This window comes from Erwinia sp. QL-Z3 (genome assembly GCF_004551645.1).
Lineage (GTDB): Bacteria > Pseudomonadota > Gammaproteobacteria > Enterobacterales > Enterobacteriaceae > Erwinia > Erwinia billingiae.
On the sequence record NZ_CP037950.1, the window covers coordinates 3,236,584 to 3,256,363 of the forward strand.

At 56.3% G+C, this 19,780-nt stretch carries 16 protein-coding genes; 8 read left to right on the forward strand and 8 right to left on the reverse strand.

What is annotated here, in order from left to right; all coding sequences use genetic code 11:
* Positions 1-22: 22 nt before the first annotated feature.
* Complete coding sequence (gene mfd / locus E2F51_RS15730; protein WP_134823892.1) at positions 23-3,466, reverse strand: transcription-repair coupling factor; 3,444 nt, start codon at positions 3,464-3,466, stop codon at positions 23-25.
* A 74-nt stretch (positions 3,467-3,540) separates the two neighbouring features.
* Positions 3,541-3,750, reverse strand: a complete 210-nt coding sequence (locus E2F51_RS15735; protein ID WP_013201697.1) for a hypothetical protein — start codon at positions 3,748-3,750, stop codon at positions 3,541-3,543.
* Between the two features lie 272 nt (positions 3,751-4,022).
* Between E2F51_RS15735 and lolC the strand changes: the two genes are divergently transcribed.
* Genes lolC through cobB form a run of 5 tightly spaced genes read left to right on the forward strand, consistent with a single transcriptional unit; the run spans position 4,023 to position 8,923 of the window.
* Positions 4,023-5,222 (forward strand): lipoprotein-releasing ABC transporter permease subunit LolC, encoded by a 1,200-nt coding sequence (gene lolC, locus E2F51_RS15740; RefSeq protein WP_013201698.1) that lies wholly within the window; start codon positions 4,023-4,025, stop codon positions 5,220-5,222.
* Positions 5,215-5,919 (forward strand): lipoprotein-releasing ABC transporter ATP-binding protein LolD, encoded by a 705-nt coding sequence (gene lolD / locus E2F51_RS15745; protein ID WP_134823893.1) that lies wholly within the window; start codon positions 5,215-5,217, stop codon positions 5,917-5,919. Before lolC ends, lolD begins: the two co-directional genes overlap by 8 nt.
* Positions 5,919-7,163 (forward strand): lipoprotein-releasing ABC transporter permease subunit LolE, encoded by a 1,245-nt coding sequence (lolE, locus tag E2F51_RS15750; protein ID WP_013201700.1) that lies wholly within the window; start codon positions 5,919-5,921, stop codon positions 7,161-7,163. The genes lolD and lolE overlap by 1 nt, the downstream gene beginning before the upstream one ends.
* Before the next feature lie 4 nt (positions 7,164-7,167).
* A complete protein-coding gene (nagK, locus tag E2F51_RS15755) occupies positions 7,168-8,079 on the forward strand; it encodes an N-acetylglucosamine kinase (RefSeq protein ID WP_134823894.1) in 912 nt (303 codons plus the stop codon).
* 10 nt (positions 8,080-8,089) lie between these two features.
* A complete protein-coding gene (gene cobB / locus E2F51_RS15760) occupies positions 8,090-8,923 on the forward strand; it encodes a Sir2 family NAD+-dependent deacetylase (RefSeq protein ID WP_013201702.1) in 834 nt (277 codons plus the stop codon).
* 536 nt (positions 8,924-9,459) lie between these two features.
* Here cobB and E2F51_RS15765 read toward each other — a convergent pair.
* Positions 9,460-10,860: a PTS transporter subunit EIIC gene (locus E2F51_RS15765; protein WP_134823895.1), complete on the reverse strand. Its 1,401-nt coding sequence runs from the start codon at positions 10,858-10,860 to the stop codon at positions 9,460-9,462.
* A 292-nt stretch (positions 10,861-11,152) separates the two neighbouring features.
* Here E2F51_RS15765 and E2F51_RS15770 point away from each other — a divergent pair, with 292 nt between their 5' ends.
* Positions 11,153-12,352: an enolase C-terminal domain-like protein gene (locus E2F51_RS15770; protein WP_053145484.1), complete on the forward strand. Its 1,200-nt coding sequence runs from the start codon at positions 11,153-11,155 to the stop codon at positions 12,350-12,352.
* Here the strand turns inward: E2F51_RS15770 and E2F51_RS15775 are convergent.
* Together E2F51_RS15775 and E2F51_RS15780 are read right to left on the reverse strand one after the other, a co-directional pair.
* Positions 12,349-13,065 carry a GntR family transcriptional regulator gene (locus E2F51_RS15775; protein WP_134823896.1) on the reverse strand — a complete coding sequence of 239 codons (717 nt, stop codon included), beginning with the start codon at positions 13,063-13,065 and terminating at the stop codon, positions 12,349-12,351. The genes E2F51_RS15770 and E2F51_RS15775 overlap by 4 nt on opposite strands.
* A 31-nt stretch (positions 13,066-13,096) precedes the next feature.
* Positions 13,097-14,287 carry a benzoate/H(+) symporter BenE family transporter gene (locus tag E2F51_RS15780; RefSeq protein WP_134823897.1) on the reverse strand — a complete coding sequence of 397 codons (1,191 nt, stop codon included), beginning with the start codon at positions 14,285-14,287 and terminating at the stop codon, positions 13,097-13,099.
* A gap of 95 nt (positions 14,288-14,382) precedes the next feature.
* On the opposite strand from E2F51_RS15780, the gene E2F51_RS15785 reads away from it, so the two are divergent.
* Positions 14,383-14,940, forward strand: coding sequence for a helix-turn-helix domain-containing protein (locus E2F51_RS15785; RefSeq protein WP_134824884.1), 558 nt, complete (start codon positions 14,383-14,385; stop codon positions 14,938-14,940).
* A gap of 113 nt (positions 14,941-15,053) precedes the next feature.
* Entirely contained in the window at positions 15,054-16,283 is a 1,230-nt protein-coding gene (pepT, locus tag E2F51_RS15790) for a peptidase T (protein WP_134823898.1), read from the forward strand.
* Between the two features lie 68 nt (positions 16,284-16,351).
* On the opposite strand, the gene E2F51_RS15795 is transcribed toward pepT, so the two are convergent.
* From E2F51_RS15795 to phoP, 3 genes are all read right to left on the reverse strand, one after another.
* A complete protein-coding gene (locus tag E2F51_RS15795; protein WP_013201710.1) occupies positions 16,352-17,479 on the reverse strand; it encodes a JmjC domain-containing protein in 1,128 nt (375 codons plus the stop codon).
* Positions 17,480-17,582: 103 nt separating this feature from the next.
* Entirely contained in the window at positions 17,583-19,043 is a 1,461-nt protein-coding gene (phoQ, locus tag E2F51_RS15800) for a two-component system sensor histidine kinase PhoQ (protein ID WP_134823899.1), read from the reverse strand.
* Positions 19,044-19,047: 4 nt separating this feature from the next.
* The gene (gene phoP / locus E2F51_RS15805; RefSeq protein WP_013201712.1) at positions 19,048-19,716 is read right to left on the reverse strand and encodes a two-component system response regulator PhoP; all 669 of its coding nucleotides are present in this window, start codon (positions 19,714-19,716) and stop codon (positions 19,048-19,050) included.
* Positions 19,717-19,780 lie beyond the last annotated feature (64 nt).

Sequence of the window (19,780 nt, forward strand, 5' to 3'; positions counted from 1 at the left end):
TTTTTTTATTGCTGAGTCAGGCTCAGGCGGCGTTCGCCAGCACCTGAGCCATAAAGTCACCGACCCATTTCATCCTTAACTTGCGGTCAGCCAGGTCGCGGATAAACTTGATTTTGGTCGGGCCATCAAGCCGCCAGTGCTGCGGTTCCTTCTGCAACAACCCAATCAGCCAGCCTGGATTAGCCAGATTCTTCTCGGCGAACTCAATAAAGCCGCCTTTGTCGCTGGCTTCCACCCGACGAATGCCGATCTTCTTCGCCATCAGGCGCAGCGAAGCAGTGTCCAGCAGATTACGTGCGGCATCCGGCAACAGGCCAAAGCGGTCGATCAGTTCGACTTTCAGATCCTGCAACTCGCCTTCTTCCTGCGCGCTGGCGATCCGTTTATAGAACGACAGACGGGTGTTCACATCCGGAATGTACTCATCTGGCAACAGGGAAGGCATCCGCAGCTCAATGTCAGTCTGACTATTGGTCAGATCTTCCAGCGACGGTTCACGGCCTTCTTTCAGCGCCTCAACGGCATTTTCCAGCAGCTCCATATACAGCGAGAAGCCAATGGTTTCCATCTGTCCGCTTTGTCCTTCACCCAACAGCTCACCCGCGCCACGAATTTCCAGATCGTGGGTCGCCAGCGCAAACCCGGCGCCCAAATCTTCCAGAGAGGCGAGTGCTTCCAGACGCTTATGCGCATCGGACGTCATCGCTTTCGGATGCGGCGTCATCAGCCAGGCATACGCCTGGTGGTGTGAACGTCCCACGCGGCCGCGCAACTGGTGTAACTGTGCCAGACCGAAATGGTCCGCGCGCTCGATGATGATGGTGTTGGCGGTCGGAATATCGATACCGGTTTCGATGATGGTGGTACACACCAGCACGTTGAAGCGCTGATGGTGGAAATCATTCATCACCCGTTCCAGCTCGCGCTCACGCATCTGACCGTGGCCGATGGCCACGCGGGCCTCCGGAACCAGTTCAGACAGGCGATTAGCCGCTTTCTCGATGTTTTCAACGTCGTTATACAGATAGTAAACCTGGCCGCCACGCAGCACTTCACGCAGGATAGCTTCGCGCACCACCAGATCGTCGAATTCACGCACAAAGGTTTTTACCGCCAGGCGACGTGCCGGTGGCGTGGCAATAATCGACAGGTCGCGCATGCCGCTCATCGCCATATTCAGCGTGCGCGGGATCGGCGTGGCGGTCAGCGTCAGGATAGCCACGTCGGCGCGCATCGCTTTAATGCGTTCCTTATGACGCACGCCGAAGCGGTGCTCTTCATCGACGATCAGCAGCCCCAAATCGCGCCACTTGATCTCATTGGCCAGCAGTTTATGCGTGCCAATCAGAATATCGATTTTGCCTTCTCTGGCCTGCTCAAGGATCGCCGTTTGTTCTTTGGCGGTTCGGAAGCGGGAAAGCATCTCAATGCGCACCGGCCAGTTGGCGAAACGGTCGCGGAAGTTATCGTAATGCTGCTGAGCAAGCAGGGTGGTCGGCACCAGCACCGCAACCTGTTTGTGGTTTTCCACCGCGAGGAAGGCAGCTCGCATCGCCACTTCGGTTTTACCGAAGCCGACGTCGCCGCACACCAGACGATCCATCGCCAGCGGCTGGCACATATCGCTGAGGACGGCATTGATTGCCTGCGCCTGGTCGGGGGTGGTTTCGAACGGGAAACTCTCACAGAAAAGCTGATATTGCTCACGATCGTGCTTAAAGGCAAAACCGCTTTTGGCTTCACGCTGGGCGTAAATGTCCAGCAGCTCCGCGGCCACATCACGCACTTTCTCGGCGGCTTTCTGCCGCGCCCGTGACCAGGCATCGCTACCCAGCTTATGCAGCGGCGCGTTGTCATCCGCACCGCCGGCATAGCGGCTGATCAAGTGCAGCGACGACACCGGCACATACAGCTTGGCGTCACCGGCGTAGGTCAGCATCAGGTACTCGGCGGTGATACCACCGGTTTCCAGCGTGGTCAGCCCGATATAGCGACCCACGCCATGCTCGAGGTGCACCACCGGCTGCCCGGAGCGCAGTTCAGCGAGGTTACGGATTAATACATCAGGGTTAATGGTGCGGCGGCTGTCCTGACGACGACGGCTGACGCGTTCGCCCAGCAGATCGCCTTCGCAGATAAACGCCCGCTGGCGCAAACCGTCGACGAAGCCTTTTTCGCTGGCACCAATCATCAGATAGTGACCGGCCGCTTCGGCTTCGGCAAAGGTATGCACGCCCTGAGGCAAAATTTTGATCCGCGCCAGCAACTCTTGCAGCGCTTCACGGCGGCCTTCACTCTCAACCGAGAAGATTACCGGGCCGCTGAATGCTTCCAGGAAGCGACGCAAGGTATCCAGCGGCACTTTGGCCTGCGCCTGCACCGCCAGATCCGGCAGCGGGTGATACTGCAAGTTGGTATTAGCGGCTTTCTTCGGCAGCTCTTCGCTTTTCAACTGCACGCGCGGCCAGTTTTTCAGCTCGCTAAACAGCTCATCGGTGCGCAGCCAGAGCTTTTCTGGCGGCAACAGCGGGCGCATAGGATCCACGCGGCGGCTTTCAAAGCGGGAGGTGACATCCAGCAGGAAACGGTCGGCGCTGACTTCCAGATCGCCGGTATTCACCAGCAGGGTGTTTTCCGGCAGATAGCTGAACAGCGCCGGCAACGGCTGATCGAAGAACAGCGGCTGCCAGTACTCGATGCCGGTCGGCAGCGTGCCTTTGCTCACCTGCTGATAGATGTGTTCGGACTCGCGGCGCACCTCGAAATGTTCGCGCCACTGGGTGCGGAACAGCTCAATCGCCGCTTTGTCGGTCGGGAATTCATGCGCCGGCAGCAGGTTAACCGCCGGAACCTCTTCCAGCGTGCGCTGGCTGTCGACGTCGAACAAGCGCAGGCTGTCGATCTCGTCATCAAAGAAGTCGATGCGGTAGGGCTGATCGCTGCCCATCGGATAGAGATCCAGCAGCGCGCCACGGGTGGCGTATTCGCCATGTTCCATCACCTGATCGACGTGACGGTAACCGGCCTGTTCAAGCTGGCTGCGCAAGGTATCGCGCGACAGCCGCTGGCCTTTCTTCATCACCAGCGCGTGCCCGTGCAGGAAGCTGTGCGGACAAACCCGCTGCAACAGCGTATTCACCGGCAGGATCAGCACACCGCGTTCCATCATCGGCAACTGGTAGAGCGTGGAAAGGCGTGAGGAAATAATGTCCTGATGCGGTGAGAAACTGTCAAAAGGCAGCGTTTCCCAGTCGGCCAGGCTCATCACCGGCTCGTCGGTAAACTGTTTGATCTCATCATACAGGCGGAGGGCATTTTGCATGTCGGGGGCGATTAACATCACCGGGCCAGGATGGCGTTCGATGATTTCAGCGCATTCCACCGCACAGGCGGCACCGGTCAGTTGACCTAACTGGCGCTGGTCACCTGCTTTTACGGGCAGGGTGTAACGAATGTGTTCAGGCATAATCAGTCAGACGGTCTCTTCGCAAAATGGAGAGCAGGGAACCGTGTTCCCCTTCAGCTAACCGGAGTATACCTCTATTTCGGCGATTGTTGGGTGTAGTGCATCTTAGGTCGGTCAATGTTTGCCCAGATCAGCTCTTTTTCACCGTGATAGCTGTGGTTGCCGTCATCCCACTTTACGTAGTAACCCGCGGGTGAATCGCCCTGTTCGAACACGTTCACTACCATGCCTTTAATGTCGCCGGTTTTGTGCCTGACAATGCTGCCTTTAGGATATTTAGACATTTTTACCACTCCTGGGCTGACTCTACGGCGATATTGCACTTAACGTATTACCTCTTTTTGAGAGGGGTTAATAGTAGTGTAAGCCGATTCACGGCCGACAATTGAGCAATTAGCGGCTGTTTTTTGTGCGATATCGCGGTGATGAGGGCCATTGTTGCTGTTGCTGACAAAACAAAGCTGCACAGTCAGCGGCTTAGAGGTTCCATAACGCCGGGCTAACCTTTATTATCTTCGATCACTTTTTGCCAACGCTTTGCCAGAAGACGGATTACATGTATCAACCTGTCGCGTTATTTATCGGTCTGCGCTATATGCGTGGACGAGCTTCAGACCGCTTCGGCCGGTTTGTTTCCTGGCTCTCCGCCATCGGCATCACGCTTGGCGTGCTGGCGCTGGTCACCGTGTTATCGGTGATGAACGGTTTTGAGCATGAGCTCGAGAAGAGCACCCTCAATTTGATGCCTCAGGCGCTGATTACCAGCGACAAAGGCTCGATCAATCCGCAACAGCTGCCGGCTGACAGCCTCAAGCTGCAAGGAACGAAGAAAATTACGCCGCTGACCACCGGGGATGTGGTGCTGCAAAGCGCCCGCAGCGTCGGTGTGGGCGTGATGCTGGGCATTAACCCGGACGAACCGGATCCCCTTTCGCCTTATCTGGTGAACGTCAAGCAGACCGATCTGCAGCCCGGCAAATATAACGTGATCATTGGTGAACAGCTGGCGACCCAGCTGGGCGTGAAGCGCGGTGAAGAGCTGCGTCTGATGGTGCCTTCTGCCAGCCAGTTCACGCCGATGGGCCGCTTGCCGAGCCAGCGTCTGTTTACCGTGGTGGGCACCTTCGCCGCCAACAGTGAGGTGGACGGTTATCAGATTCTGGTAAATCAGCAGGATGCCTCAAGACTGATGCGTTATCCTGCGGGCAACATCACCGGCTGGCGTCTGTGGCTGGATAAGCCGCTGCAGGTTGATAGCCTCAGCCAGCAAAAGCTGCCGGAAGGGCTGGTATGGAAAGACTGGCGCGAGCGTAAAGGCGAGCTGTTCCAGGCGGTGCGCATGGAGAAAAACATGATGGGCCTGCTGCTGAGCCTGATCGTCGCCGTGGCAGCCTTTAACATCATCACCTCGCTGGGTCTGCTGATCATGGAGAAGCAGGGCGAAGTGGCGATCCTGCAAACCCAGGGCTTAACCCGCCGGCAAATTGTGATGGTGTTTATGGTGCAGGGTGCCACCGCAGGCATTGTCGGCTCGGTGCTGGGCGCGCTGCTCGGCGTGCTGTTAGCCAGCCAGCTGAATAACCTGATGCCGTTGATTGGCGCGTTCCTTGATGGCGCGGCGCTGCCGGTAGAAATTTCCATTCCGCAAGTGATCACCATTGTGGTAACGGCGATGGTCGTGGCGCTGCTTTCCACGCTGTATCCTTCATGGCGCGCCGCCGCCGTACAACCCGCTGAGGCTTTACGTTATGAGTAACCCGATTCTGTTGCAGTGCAATGACCTGTGCAAACGCTATCAGGAAGGCAGCGTCCAGACGGATGTGCTGCGCAATGTCTCCTTCAGCGTGGCCCCTGGCGAAATGATGGCGATTGTCGGCAGCTCCGGCTCCGGTAAAAGCACCCTGATGCATCTGCTGGGCGGGCTGGATACGCCCACCTCTGGCGATGTGGTGTTTAACGGCAAATCCCTTAACGGCATGAGCACCTCGGCGAAGGCTGAACTGCGTAACCGCGAGCTGGGCTTTATTTACCAGTTCCACCATCTGTTGCCGGACTTTACGGCGATGGAAAACGTGGCGATGCCGCTGCTGATTGGCAAAGTGGGCAAAGCCGAGGCCGAAGCCAAAGCGATGGAGATGCTGACGGCCGTGGGTCTGGATAAGCGTGCGAAACACCGTCCGTCCGAGCTTTCCGGCGGCGAGCGTCAGCGTGTGGCCATCGCCCGTGCGCTGGTGAACAATCCGCGCCTGGTGCTGGCGGATGAGCCCACCGGTAATCTGGATGCCCGCAACGCGGATGCCATTTTCGATCTGCTGGGCGAACTGAACGTGCGTCAGGGCACGGCTTTCCTGGTGGTAACCCACGATTTACATCTTGCGAAGCGGCTTAACCGCCAGATGGAGATGCGTGACGGCCAGCTAAGCGGAGACGTGTTACTGGCAGGGAAGGCGTAATGGCGGGCAATCTTTCTCTTCTTCTTGGCCTGCGGTTCAGCCGTGGGCGTCGCCGTAGCGGCATGGTGTCGTTGATCTCGGTGATTTCCACCGTCGGTATTGCGCTGGGCGTGGCGGTACTGATCGTGGGGCTGAGTGCGATGAACGGTTTCGAGCGCGAGCTGAATAACCGTATCCTGGCGGTAGTGCCGCATGGCGAAATCGAGCCGGTCAATCAGCCCTTTACCGGCTGGCAGCAACTGCTGCCGAAGGTAGAGCAGGTGAAAGGCATCGCTGCGGCTGCACCGTACATCAACTTCACCGGGCTGATTGAAAGCGGCGCGAAGCTGCAGGCGGTTCAGGTGAAGGGCGTCGATCCTCAGCAGGAAAACAACCTGAGCGCGTTGCCGAAGTATGTGCAGAACAATGCCTGGCAGAGTTTCAGCGCCGGCAAACAGCAAATCATTCTTGGTCAGGGCGTGGCGACCAGCCTGAAGGTTAAGCAGGGCGACTGGCTGACCATCATGATCCCCAACAGCGATCCCGAGCATAAGCTGCTGCAACCGAAGCGCGTACGCCTGCAGGTGAGCGGCATTTTAGCGCTCAGCGGCATGTTGGATCACAGCCTGGCATTGGTTCCTCTGGGTGATGCGCAGCAATATTTAGGCATGGGTGACAACGTCACGGGCATTGCACTGAAGATGAGCGACCCGTTTGCCGCGCAAAAGCTGGTGCGTGATGCCGGTGAAGTGACGCATTCTTACGTCTATATCCGCAGCTGGATTGGCACCTATGGCTACATGTATCGCGATATCCAGATGATCCGCGCCATTATGTATCTGGCGATGGTGCTGGTGATTGGCGTGGCCTGTTTCAACATCGTTTCAACGCTGGTGATGGCGGTGAAGGATAAGAGTGGCGACATTGCGGTATTGCGCACGCTCGGGGCGAAGGATGGCCTGATCCGCGCTATCTTTGTCTGGTATGGCCTGATGGCCGGGCTGGTCGGCAGCGTCAGTGGCGTGGTGGTTGGCGTGCTGGCGGCATTCAACCTCACGCCGCTGATTCGCGGAATTGAAACCTTAACCGGCTATCATTTCCTGTCCGGCGATATCTACTTTATCGACTTCCTGCCATCAGAAGTGCACTGGTCAGATGTGGCTATCGTGTTGGTCACCTCGCTGGTGCTGAGTCTGATTGCCAGTTGGTATCCCGCACGGCGGGCGAGCAAAATCGACCCGGCGCGTGTACTGAGCGGACAATAACAGCATGTATTACGGTTTTGACGTTGGCGGCAGCAAGATTGCGCTGGGGGTGTATAACCTTCAGCTTCAGCAGGTCTGGACTAAGCGGGTCGTCACGCCAAAAGACGACTATCAGGCGCTGGTGGATCTGCTGGTTGCGCTCACGGAAGAAGCCGATGCCTTTTGTGGTCAACGGGGCAGCGTGGGCATTGGCGTGCCGGGGATCCCGGTGCCGGACGATGGCACGCTGTTCACCGCCAACGTGCCCGCCGCGACGGGCAGAACGTTGCAGGCCGATCTCTCGCAACGGCTGGGTCGCGATGTGCGCATCGATAACGACGCCAACTGTTTTGCCCTCTCGGAAGCCTGGGATGAAGAGTTTCAGACCTATCCGGTGGTGATGGGGCTGATCCTTGGCACTGGCGTTGGCGGCGGACTGATTGTTGACGGCAAGCCGTTAACCGGGCGCAATTACGTGGTGGGCGAGTTTGGCCACACGCGTTTGCCGATTGATGCGCTGGACGTGCTGGGACAAAACGTAGTGCAGCCGCGATGTGGCTGTGGCAAGACGGGGTGCATTGATTCCTGGCTGTCGGGCTCGGGATTTTCCCGCCTCTGGCAGCTGCATAATCAGCAGGCTCTCAGTGCACCCGAGATTATCTCCCGCTATTATCAGGGAGATCCGCAAGCCATCGCCCATACCGACCGATACCGGGAGTTGCTGGCCGTTTGTCTGGGTAACCTGCTGACGCTGGTAGACCCGCATCTGGTGGTACTGGGGGGGGGATTGTCCAATTTCGACGCGCTGTATGACGGCCTGGCAGAGAAGGTAAGACCTCATCTGCTGCCGGTTGCCAAACCACCGAGGTTTGAAAAGGCGCGTCACGGAGACGCAGGTGGAATGCGCGGTGCCGCATTCCTGCACGTTAAGGAATAGAGAAATTATGATGCGAACTCCCCGTCGCCGACTGCGTCTGGCGCGATACAAGAAGACCCGACGCCAGGTGCACCAGCGTTTTCGTCAGCGTATTTTTGAGCGCGATCGCAATATTGAGATAGCCCAACATCCATTGCCACGCGTGGTGGTGTTGACCGGCGCAGGTATTTCTGCCGAGTCGGGTATCCGGACTTTCCGCGCGGCCGATGGCTTATGGGAAGATCATAAAGTCGAAGATGTGGCCACGCCGGAAGGTTTTGCGCGCGATCCGCAAAAAGTGCAAGACTTCTACAATGCCCGCCGTCGTCAGTTGCAACAGCCGGAGATCCAGCCGAACGCCGCCCACGAAGCGCTGGCGGAACTGGAAGCCGCGTTGGGCGATCATTTCCTGTTGGTGACGCAGAATATCGACAACCTGCATGAGCGTGCAGGGAACAGTCACGTAATCCACATGCACGGTGAGTTGCTGAAAGTGCGTTGTGCCACCAGCGGGCAGATCCTGCATTGGGGTGATGACGTTAAGCCAGAAGATCGCTGTCATTGTTGCCAGTTCCCGTCAGTATTGCGTCCCCACGTCGTCTGGTTTGGCGAGATGCCATTACAGATGGACGAGATTTACGCGGCATTGAGCGAGGCCGACTATTTCGTCGCCATCGGAACATCAGGCCACGTTTACCCCGCCGCAGGTTTCGTTCACGAAGCCAAATTGCAGGGCGCGCATACCGTCGAGCTGAACCTCGAGCCCAGCCAGGTCGGCAGTGAGTTCGAAGAAAAAGACTACGGTTTAGCGAGTGAAGTCGTGCCGAAGTTTGTGCACAATCTACTGGCTAAAATCGCGCGGTAATTGCTGAAGGTAAGTAGTTGAGGCGAAGAGGTTGTCGCCGCTGATAGCCAGTAAGTCGTCTGCGTGGCCCGGTATCCCGTTCAGGGAGAGAAGGTTGAACGCAAAGACGCCGTAAACCCATCCCTGGGGGCTCAGCGGCGACATCCCTGTCGCCGAAGACTCGCTATCAACCTTCTCTCCCTTCCTCGACGCTTCAGTGTCACCTGTTTAAATGGGGATGCACACGTCAAAACCGTTTACAGCGGCATACTTTGGAATTGTGCGTCTGGGAAACACTGCAGCAATGCCGTGCCACCGAGCTGGTCTTGATCTGTGCGTCCACGAATACAGCCACCGACACCAATGCTATTGGGTGGCGGCATAGAGTGCCTTAGCCGAGTGTCTGCGGCAGGGATGCCGCAGCCAAGCCTACAGGGATGTATTTACGGCGCCTCGGATAAGGCACTCTATGCTGACGCCTTACCCCCGGAACCGGTTTTGACCTGTGCTGACACCGTGCCACCGCACTCACCCATGACCTCAACTCCAAAACCCCATCACGCCTCGCTCTCAACCACCTGCTCAGCACTCTCCGATGGTTTATTCCTGACCAACAACATCGTCAGCGTAAACGACAACACCAACGCTATCGCCACGCCCATCAAGGCGAAAACGAAATAGGGACCGATGTAGGCGGGCAAACTGAAGATGCTCGACAGGATATAACCGTATAACCGCACGCCGAAGAAGGCGATAAAGGCCGAGGCTAATGAACTGGCAATGGTGGCAGCGATAAAGGCTTTCTTATAACGCGTTAACACCCCAAACAGCGCCGGCTCGGTAATCCCCAATAACGCTGATATCGCTGCAGAAAGCACCACGGACTTCTCCTGACGCGTCTTGCAATGCAGCCAGATAGCGAATGTCGCGCCGGCTATCGCCATGTTTGCCATAAACATCATTGGCATCAACATGTCATAGCCGCGATCGGTAAAGTTCTGCAACGCAATCGGCGTCATGGCGTGAAGCATTCCCGTCAGAATCGCTACCGGGCGAATGGCACCGACCACCAGACCCGCGAAGCTTGCCGAAATGCCAAATAACCCTTCGATAAACCAGGCCAACAGCTTGCCCAGCCAGATGCCCATTGGTCCAATCACCACCAGCGCGACTAATGCAGCAATAAACAGCGTCAATGTCGGGGTGAAAACCGTTTTTAGTACGTCCGGCATAAACCGGTCGACCCAACGATGGATATAACTGAGCGCCAGCACAGAGAAAATAATCGGGATCACGCTGGAGGCGTAATTAAACACCGATACCGGCACCACGTTGAAGAAGTAAATGGTGTCCACCGCGCCGGGTGCATGGCTGGCCAACGCTTTCGCTGCGTCAATCAGCGAGGGATACATCAGACAGGCCGCAACCGCCGCAGCCAGATACTCGTTGGTTTTGAACATCTTCGCGGCTGAAATCGCCAGGAAAAACGGCAGAAAATAGAACACGCCGCTGGCAATCAAATCAATGACCACCACCGTATCGCTGCTGGCTGAAATCACCTTCAGGGCAATCAATCCTGCCAGCAAACCTTTGATCATCCCGGCACCCGCGATGGCCGGTACAATCGGACCAAATACCCCGGAGACCGTATCCATAAATAGCGAAATTAGCCCTTTTCTGGCTTTTCCCGCGGCGGCTGGCCGATCGGCATCCGGCGACACCTGAGGCAAAATCGCCTGATACCACTCATTGACCTTCGGTCCGATAATGATCTGAAACTGATCGCTCTGAATCTGTGCGCCTAATACTCCCGGTAACGCCTTAATATCGGCCTGGCGTATTTTGCTCTTATCAACCAGATCAAAACGCAGACGGGTCATGCAGTGCCAGACTTTATTTATATTACCGGCACCCCCTACCAGCTCTATTATCTTTTGACTTGTCGCGGTAATTCCCATGAAGCCTGCTCCTGAAACGATCTGATATTCCAGGCGAAATAGTAGAGAAACCCTCAACCTAAAACAAACCAATAAATGTTGATTCAGCTCACAGTTCGCCATCAGCAGGCGTTAAAAGTCAGGCTAATCAATAATTGGTCTGGTTTTTGGCGATAATATTGACGCTTTTCAGACCAAAAAAAACAGACGAAAAAAAGGGTTTACGCCAGCCGATAAATAGCTTCATAGTACTGCACATTAACCGGAGTAAACCTCTTCAGTGACCACCTGATCCAGACCGGAGCCTATTTTAATGTCACCCACGCTGATTAAAAATATTGAATGTTTTATCACTAAACCTGACCGCCATAATTTGATTGTGGTCCGTGTGACCACCGATAAAAATATCATTGGTTATGGCTGCGCAACCTTCCAGCAACGCCCACTGGCGGTGAAAACCATGGTGGATGACTATCTTAAGCCGCTGCTGATTGGCCGCGATGCCAATGCCATTGAAGATTTGTGGCAGATGATGATGGTGAATGCCTACTGGCGGAATGGTCCGGTGATCAACAATGCGGTCTCTGGCGTGGATATGGCGCTGTGGGATATCAAAGGGCAGCTGGCCGGTATGCCGCTTTATCAGCTCTTCGGCGGTAAATCGAAAGATGCCATCGCTGTTTACAGCCACGCGTCGGCGGAAACGCTGGAAGGCCTCTTTCCCCAGATCGATACATTACTCGCCGACGGTCATCGTCATATTCGCTGCCAGCTTGGCTTTTACGGCGGCACGCCAGAAGGGATGCACAGCACCCGACAGCCCACGCCAGGCGCTTACTACGATCAGGATGAATATATGGCCAACACCGTGGCGATGTTTAAGGCGCTGCGGGAAAAGTACGGCAATCGCTTCCATATCCTGCACGACGTCCACGAACGCCTGTTCCCACAGCAGGCGATCCAGTTTGCTAAAGCCGTTGAACCTTATCAGCCGTACTTTATCGAAGATATTGTCTCGCCTCAGCAATCCGGCTGGCTGGAGCAGGTGCGTGCCCATTCCTGCGTGCCGCTGGCGCTGGGTGAACTGTTTAACAATCCGGCCGAATGGCACGACTTAGTGGTTAACCGTCGCATTGATTTTATCCGCTGCCACGTCTCTCAACTGGGCGGAATCACCCCGGCGCTGAAGCTGGCGGTGCTCTGTCAGGCATTTGGCGTACGACTGGCCTGGCATGGGCCGCCGGATATGACGCCAATTGGCGCGGCGGTGAATACCCATCTGAATATCCACCTGCATAACGCCGCGATTCAGGAATTCAATCCGTATGGTGCCAATACGCTGAAAGTCTTCCCACAGGCAGCACAGGCGGAGCAGGGCTATCTCTATCCGATTGACCGGCCGGGCATTGGGGTGGGCTTTGAACAACAGGCCGCAGAAGCGTTTCCGGTAGCGTATCGCGCGCATGAATGGACGCAGAGCCGCTTACCCAATGGCGCCATGCATACGCCTTAACCCGAAGACTGGCGGAAGGTCAGGCTGTCGTGATTGAACGGGATGACGTAGGTGCAGTGGTAATGGATATCCACCACCTCGCTGATCTCAAATACGCGGCCGCCTTCCAGAATTCCCCGGCTGTTGATCTGCATCGCCGGAATGCCTTTTTTGCAGGCAAGCAACGCCGCCTGCTCTTTATTGACCGCAATCGCCTGATAACTGGTCAGCAGATGCGAAATGCGGAACCCGCGACTCAAAACGTATTTTTGCAGTGAACTCTCAATAATGTGCTGGTTGAGATCCGGAAAATCGGCTACCGGCAGTTTCGAAACCTCAATCTGCGTGCGCACATTATCCACGTAACGTACCCGGCAAAACCGCCAAATCCACGCGTCTGCCGCCAGGCCAAACACCTGACGTTCGTCCTTATCCGGCAGCTTTTTATGCAGGCTGATCAGCTTAAAGCCAATCTGGTCGAAACGCTTTTCGGTGATCGAGTTATAGACCAGGGGATTGGTGCGGGCGCGCTCGCTGATGTAGATGCCCGATCCCTGCACCACATTGACTACGCCAATGCTCACCAGCTTCTCCAGCGCCTGGCGGATGGTAAAGCGCGACACGCCATACTCTTCCGCCAGCTGTCGCTCTGGCGGCAGCTTACGCTGCGCCGGATCGTGTTGCTGATAGATTTTGCTCAGCAAATCCTGAGTCACAAAGTCTTTCTTTTTCATCGTGCTGCCACCACTCGCTCGGGGATAACTACTATACCTCAACGGGCTTTTTCTTCGGCAGAGAAAGGATCAGATGGGTGATCACGCCACCCACCAGGCCCCAGAACGCGGCTCCGACACCAAGCAAACTCAGCCCGGACGCGGTGATCAGGAAAGCGATCACCGCCGCTTCCCGCTGTTTCTCGTCGGCAAGGGCGCGTTGCAAACTGCCAGCGATGGTCCCCAGCAGCGCCAGTCCGGCGATGGTGTGGATCAATGCCGGCGGCAGGGCGCTGAATAACTGTCCAATCGCGGCGCCAAATAATCCTGCCAGCAGGTAGAAAAAGCCGGCGCAGGCCGCACCCCAGTATCGCCGCTGAGGATCGGGATGCACATCAGGCCCCATACAAATCGCGGCGGTGATCGCGGCAATACACACCGAGAATCCGCCAAAAGGTGCCAGAAGCAGCGAGGCCAGGCCGGTCCAACTCATCAACGGGGAAATGGGTACCTGGTAACCGGCGGCTTTGAGGGTGGCAATGCCCGGCGCATTCTGTGACGCCATGGTCACCACAAAAAACGGGATGCCAATGCCGAGCAGCGTTGAGAGGCTAAACTCTGGGGCAATAAATTGCGGCAGGGCAAAGCGCAACGGCTGATGGGAGAAGGGGATCTCACCGCTGAACCCGGCGATCAGCAGGCCGGCGACCAGCGTCAGCACGATGGCATAGCGGGGCAGATAGCGCTTTGCCAGCAGGTACGCCAGACACATGCTGGCGGTCAGCGGAAAGTTAAGCTTCAGCGCGCCAAAGGCATCCAGACCAAACCGCAGCAGGATCCCGGCGAGCATCGCGGCAGAAATCGCCTGCGGGATATAGTTCATCAGCCGCGCAAACAGACCGGTCACGCCGCACAGGAAAATCAGCCCTGAAGCGAATATGAAGATGCCAATCGCTTGCGCAATCGGCGTGCCTGGCAGACTGGTCACCAGCAGCGCCGCGCCGGGCGTTGACCAGGCGGTCAGAATCGGCGCGCGGTAGTAAAGCGACAGTCCCAGTGACGTCACGCCCATCGCCAGGCCGAGCATACTTAGCCAGCCACCGATTTGCAGCTCAGAGGCACCGGCGGCACCGGCGGCCTGAAAAATGATCGCCGCTGAACTGGTATAGCCCACCAGAACGGCAACAAAACCGGCCACGACGGCCGGGAAGGTCAGATGCTGAAAGGAAAACGGCGGGCGCATGGCAGGTTCCTGTTTGTACGTTATAACGCACACGCTACCACTGTGCGTTATAACGTACAACCGCTATACTGAGCCCCGGACTGACTGGAGGAATGATGGAACCCGACCTTGGACACACGTTGAAATCACTGCGAACGTCGCGCGAATGGAGCCTGACGATGGCGGCGGAGCAGACTGGCGTCAGTAAAGCCATGCTCGGGCAGATAGAGCGCGGCGAATCCAGCCCGACAGTGGCCACGCTGTGGAAAATCGCCACCGGCTTTAACGTCCCTTTTTCACTTTTTATCACCGCCACCACGCCGCCATCTTCAGCAGAGGTGCAACGCAGTGGCTCCATTGCCAGCTGGCAGCAACACAGCGGCAATATGCAGGTCACACCGGTGTTTCCTTTCGATCCGCAGTTGGGATTTGATATGTTGGCCGTCGAGCTGGCGGCGGGCGCGTCCAGCGACTCTTCGGCCCATGACCACGGGGTGATTGAACATGTGATCGTGCTCAGCGGCAGGCTAGCGCTGCAGGTTAACGATCGCTGGCACAGTTTGCAGACCGGGGAAGGGTTACGCTTCCAGGCCGACTGTCCGCACAGCTATCGCAATGAAACCGATCGGGTGGTTCACTTCCAAAGCCTGATCCACTATCCCAAAACCCACTAAAATACCGTCAGAAGGCAACAACAGCCGGGTAACTTGCTGCAGTAGTGACATGGAGCAATATTCTGATGGGTGAGGTTTCACATACTACGCATTCGCATTCAGAGGGACGGCAGATGAATAACTTACTCGATCGCTTCTTAAACTATGTTTCTTATGACACGCAATCGAAAGGCGCCGCACGTCAGGTGCCGAGTACCGAAGGACAGTGGCAGCTGGCGCGTGTGCTGCAGGCGGAGCTGACAAGCCTGGGGCTCAGCGACATTACGCTCAGCGATCACGGCATTGTGATGGCGACGCTCCCCGCGAATGTCGACTGGGACGTGCCGACGATTGGCTTTATTTCGCATATGGACACCTCGCCGGACTTCACCGCGAAACACGTTAATCCGCAAATCGTCGAAAATTATCGCGGCGGCGATATTGCCCTCGGCATCGGCGATGAAATTCTGTCGCCCGTGATGTTCCCGGTATTGCACAGCCTGATTGGCCATACGCTGATCACCACCGACGGTAAAACCCTGTTAGGCGCTGATGACAAAGCCGGCGTTGCCGAAATTATGACGGCGCTGGCGCGGCTGAAAGCCGGGAATATTCCGCACGGTAAAATCCGCGTGGCCTTTACGCCAGACGAAGAGATCGGTAAAGGCACCAGCTGTTTTGATGTAGCGGCCTTTGGCGCGGAATGGGGTTACACCGTGGATGGCGGCGGAATGGGCGAGTTCGAATTTGAGAACTTTAACGCGGCTTCCGCCACGGTAAAAATTACCGGCAATAACGTTCATCCCGGCACCGCTAAAAACGTGATGGTGAATGCGCTGGATTTGGCGATGCGCTTCCATGCGGCGATGCCGGAAAAAGAAGTGCCGGAACACACGTCGGGCTATGAAGGTTTTTACCATCTGCACAACATCAAGGGCAGCGGGGATAAAGCCGAGCTGCACTACATCATCCGTGATTTTGATTTTGAAAGCTTCACCGCACGTAAGCAGTTGATAAGGGATCTTGCGGCAACGCAAAGCAAAAATCTGCAGGCGGGTTGCCGCATAGACGTTCAAATTGATGATAGCTACTTCAATATGCGCGAGAAGGTTGAGGCCCATCCACATATTGTCGAACTGGCGCTGCAGGCGATGCGCGAGTGCGATATCGAACCGGACGTGAAGCCGATCCGCGGCGGCACCGATGGCGCGGCGTTATCCTTTATGGGATTACCGTGCCCGAACCTGTTTACCGGCGGCTATAACTATCACGGCAAGCACGAGTTTGCCTCGCTGGATAATATGGAAAAAGCGGTGACGGTCATTATGCGCATCGCGGCGCTAACGGCAGAAAAAGCGAAATAAAAATAAAAAAGGCCGATGCGAGATCGGCCTTTTTGTCTTTGAGACGCCCTGAGATTCTGGGCTGTCTACTATTCTTCGTCGCTGAAATACCAGTAACCGCTGTTGACCAGCGCCGCCAGCTGGGCGAGGAACGACGGATCGTCCAGCGCTTCGGCCAGGTCCTCTGCGCCAAGCTGATGCAGGTTAGCAATGGCGGTCAGGGCTGCATGATGAGGAGATTCCATCTGCTCGCCGTTCACAAACACCGCAGAGCCGATGGTCAGCACGCGCAGACCGCCAAGGCGGGATAACTTATCACCCTGTTGCAGCGCATCGTAAATCTCATCTGGCTGATACGGCGGTTCTGGCGGTGCCACATCCAGCTCATGGCGCGATTGCGAAATAAACTCACCGAACCACTGGTTGAATTGCTCCGGCTGGTTGATCACGTCGATCATCATCGCGCGGATGCCTTCCAGTTCTTCGGGCAGGATCTCAGCTTTGTGTTCACGTGCCGGCACATCCGGATCGCTGAAGCGGTGGCTGCCCAACTCACGGGCGATAGCATAGTCAGCGAAGCCGCTGATCAGTTCACGTCCGCTCGGCGCACGGAAGCCAACAGAGTAGTTGATGGCGTTTTCCAGCGAGTAGCCTTCATGCGGGAATCCTGGCGGAATATACAGAATGTCGCCGGGCTCCATTTCTTCATCAATGATCGCGTCGAACGGCTCAACCTGCAGCAGGTCAGGGTGCGGGCAATGCTGTTTTAACGGCACCTTATCGCCCACGCGCCAGCGACGGCGGCCGGTGCCCTGAATAATAAACACGTCGTACTGATCGAAGTGGGGACCCACACCGCCGCCAGGGACCGAGAAGGAGATCATCAGATCGTCGGTACGCCAGTCAGGCAGGAAACTGAACGGGCGCATCAGCGCGGCTGAAGGCTCGTGCCAGTGATCCACCGCCTGCACCAGCAGCGACCAGTTGTTCTCACCAAGGTGATCAAAACTCTCAAACGGGCCGTGGCTGACCTGCCATTTTCCGTCCTGATGGCTGACCAGACGGCTGTCGACTTCGTTTTCCATCGCCAGCCCGGCCAGTTCGTCCGGGGAGATTGGGTCAACGAAATTTTTAAAGCCACGCTTAAGCACTACCGGACGTTTCTGCCAGTAACGCTGAATAAAATCTGCGCAGTTGAGATCGAGTTGATAATCCATGAAGGGAGTTCCTGAAACGCTGAATTTAATCGATTATAACAGTGCCGGGCGGGGTCGGGGTAACCCATTTGCTCGGCACTGCTCAGGGAAGCGGCGGTCGTCACTATTCGTCGGTGTGTAAGACTTCCTGACGCCGGAAAATCACTTCCATCCGCGCGCCACCCAGCTCGCTGGTGGAGGCGACAATGTCACCGGCATACTGCTCAAGAATATCTCTCGCCACCGCTAAACCCAGCCCCTGGCCTGGACGCAGGGTGTCGGCTCGCTGTCCGCGAATAAAGATCATGTCCCGTTTGCTTTCAGGGATGCCCGGACCGTCATCCTCAACGATAAGATGCAGCTCTTCGTCGGTCTGACGCACGCTGATTTCGACAAATTCCAGGCAATATTTGCAGGCGTTATCCAGCACGTTGCCCATCACTTCCATCAAATCGTTATGTTCGCCAACAAAGGTCAGTTCAGGGGAGATATCCAAGGTAAGCACTACGCCTTTACGCTGATAAACCTTATTCAGCGCCGAGCACAGGCTGTCCAGCAGCGCCGGAACCGAATGCAGTTCGCGCTTCAGCACGTTGTGATCGGCCTGCATACTGGCGCGGTGCAGGTAATAACCAATCTGTTGTGAAATACGACTGATCTGCTCAAGCATAATCGGCTCGGCCTGCTCAATCGACAGATTCTGACCGCCACGCAGCGAGCGCAAGGTGGTTTGCAGCACCGCCAACGGGGTTTTCAGACTGTGGGTTAAATCACTGAGCGTGGTGCGATAGCGGGTATAACGCTGACGCTCGTTATCCAACAGCAGGTTGGGGTTGCGCACCAGGCTTTTTAATTCCTGCGGCGGCCGGGGATCCAGCGTGTCGCGCGTGCCACCTTCCAGCTCGCGAATCTGCGCCGCCAGCGTGCCAATCGGGCGCAGACTCCAGTGCGCGGCCAGCCATAACAGGGGGATCACCAGCAGCAGGTTAACCAACAGCACATAACTGAACCATGACCAGACCACGTCTGAATGCTGCAACTCCTGCGGAATGGTATCGACCACGACAATGGTCAGCGCAGGCAGGTTCGGCGTGGCATCATAACGGTTAACGGCCACCGAGTGGGTGAAGGTGTCGTTATTGTCATCGTCGTAAGCGGTCAGTTTATTCTGCGCTTCGGTATTATTTCCCAACGCTTCCCGGCTGGTGCTGTTATTGGTATCGATCTCGTAGAAATCCGAACTTTTCAGCCATTCGCGCTTAATCTTATTGCGGATTTCCGGCACGTCGCGCAGTTGCCACAGCAGCTTGCCTTTCTCGTTATAGATATACACCAGCGTCGGGAAATTCAACGATACCCGCTCTGGCTGGGCGATGGTTAATTTACCGTCCTGCCACTGCGCAAGGGTGAAGAACAGGTTACTTTCACCGCGCATCACCCGGTAGGTATTCTTATCGAAGCTCATCACGTAGCCGACCACCGCCACCATCCCGTAGGAAAGTGACAGGATCAGCACCACGGCAGCAGTAGCCACCAGGAAGCGGGCGCGGAGAGAGAAGGGTGTTTTCGGGCGTATGTCTGGCATCTGTTTACAAATCGAACCTGTAGCCCTGACCGCGCACGGTGGTGATCACATCCAGCGGATGTTCAGCCTGCATTTTCTTGCGCAGACGGCCCATCAGGACATCGATGGTATGGCTTTCACGCAGTTCAGCATCCGGATAAAGCTGCAGCATCAGCGAATCTTTGCTGACCACTTTGCCTGCATTGCGGATCAGCGTTTCAATGATGGTGTATTCAAACGCGGTCAGCTTGATTTGAGTGTCGTTAATGGTCAGCTCACGGCGTGAGAGGTCGACCTGGAAAGGCGCTAACGAAATAATTTGTGAGGCCAGACCGCTGTTACGGCGCATCAGCGCCTGCATGCGGGCAACCACTTCTTCAATATGGAAAGGTTTGGTGACGTAGTCATCGGCACCGGCTTCCAGCGCTTCTACCTTTGCCTGCCAGCCTTCACGCGCGGTCAGCACCAGAATCGGTTGCTTAACATCCTCGCTGCGCCAGCGGCGGATCAGCGCCATGCCATCTTCATCGGGCAGGCCTAAGTCAACCAGAGTGATATCAGGCGTGTGTTCGTTGAGGAAATAGTCGGCTTCTTTCGCATCTTCAGCGGCATCAACCTGATGGCCCATATCCCGCAACTGTACGGCGAGATGGTGACGAAGCAGTTGATTATCTTCCACAACCAGTACGCGCATAATTTATCCTTTCTGTCTGACAGTGTTACGGCCCCAGAGCCTTGTTATAAGTCTTTGCAGAGTA

Coding starts and splice junctions, on each gene's coding strand:
- E2F51_RS15735 (WP_013201697.1), bottom strand. CDS start 3,750: ATGTCTAAATATCCTAAAGGCAGCATTGTCAGGCACAAAACCGGCGAC.
- phoP (WP_013201712.1), bottom strand. CDS start 19,716: ATGCGCGTACTGGTTGTGGAAGATAATCAACTGCTTCGTCACCATCTC.
- nagK (WP_134823894.1), top strand. CDS start 7,168: ATGTATTACGGTTTTGACGTTGGCGGCAGCAAGATTGCGCTGGGGGTG.
- cobB (WP_013201702.1), top strand. CDS start 8,090: ATGCGAACTCCCCGTCGCCGACTGCGTCTGGCGCGATACAAGAAGACC.
- lolD (WP_134823893.1), top strand. CDS start 5,215: ATGAGTAACCCGATTCTGTTGCAGTGCAATGACCTGTGCAAACGCTAT.
- E2F51_RS15775 (WP_134823896.1), bottom strand. CDS start 13,065: ATGAAAAAGAAAGACTTTGTGACTCAGGATTTGCTGAGCAAAATCTAT.
- lolC (WP_013201698.1), top strand. CDS start 4,023: ATGTATCAACCTGTCGCGTTATTTATCGGTCTGCGCTATATGCGTGGA.
- E2F51_RS15770 (WP_053145484.1), top strand. CDS start 11,153: ATGTCACCCACGCTGATTAAAAATATTGAATGTTTTATCACTAAACCT.
- mfd (WP_134823892.1), bottom strand. CDS start 3,466: ATGCCTGAACACATTCGTTACACCCTGCCCGTAAAAGCAGGTGACCAG.
- E2F51_RS15765 (WP_134823895.1), bottom strand. CDS start 10,860: ATGGGAATTACCGCGACAAGTCAAAAGATAATAGAGCTGGTAGGGGGT.
- lolE (WP_013201700.1), top strand. CDS start 5,919: ATGGCGGGCAATCTTTCTCTTCTTCTTGGCCTGCGGTTCAGCCGTGGG.
- pepT (WP_134823898.1), top strand. CDS start 15,054: ATGAATAACTTACTCGATCGCTTCTTAAACTATGTTTCTTATGACACG.
- E2F51_RS15785 (WP_134824884.1), top strand. CDS start 14,383: ATGGAACCCGACCTTGGACACACGTTGAAATCACTGCGAACGTCGCGC.
- phoQ (WP_134823899.1), bottom strand. CDS start 19,043: ATGCCAGACATACGCCCGAAAACACCCTTCTCTCTCCGCGCCCGCTTC.
- E2F51_RS15795 (WP_013201710.1), bottom strand. CDS start 17,479: ATGGATTATCAACTCGATCTCAACTGCGCAGATTTTATTCAGCGTTAC.
- E2F51_RS15780 (WP_134823897.1), bottom strand. CDS start 14,287: ATGCGCCCGCCGTTTTCCTTTCAGCATCTGACCTTCCCGGCCGTCGTG.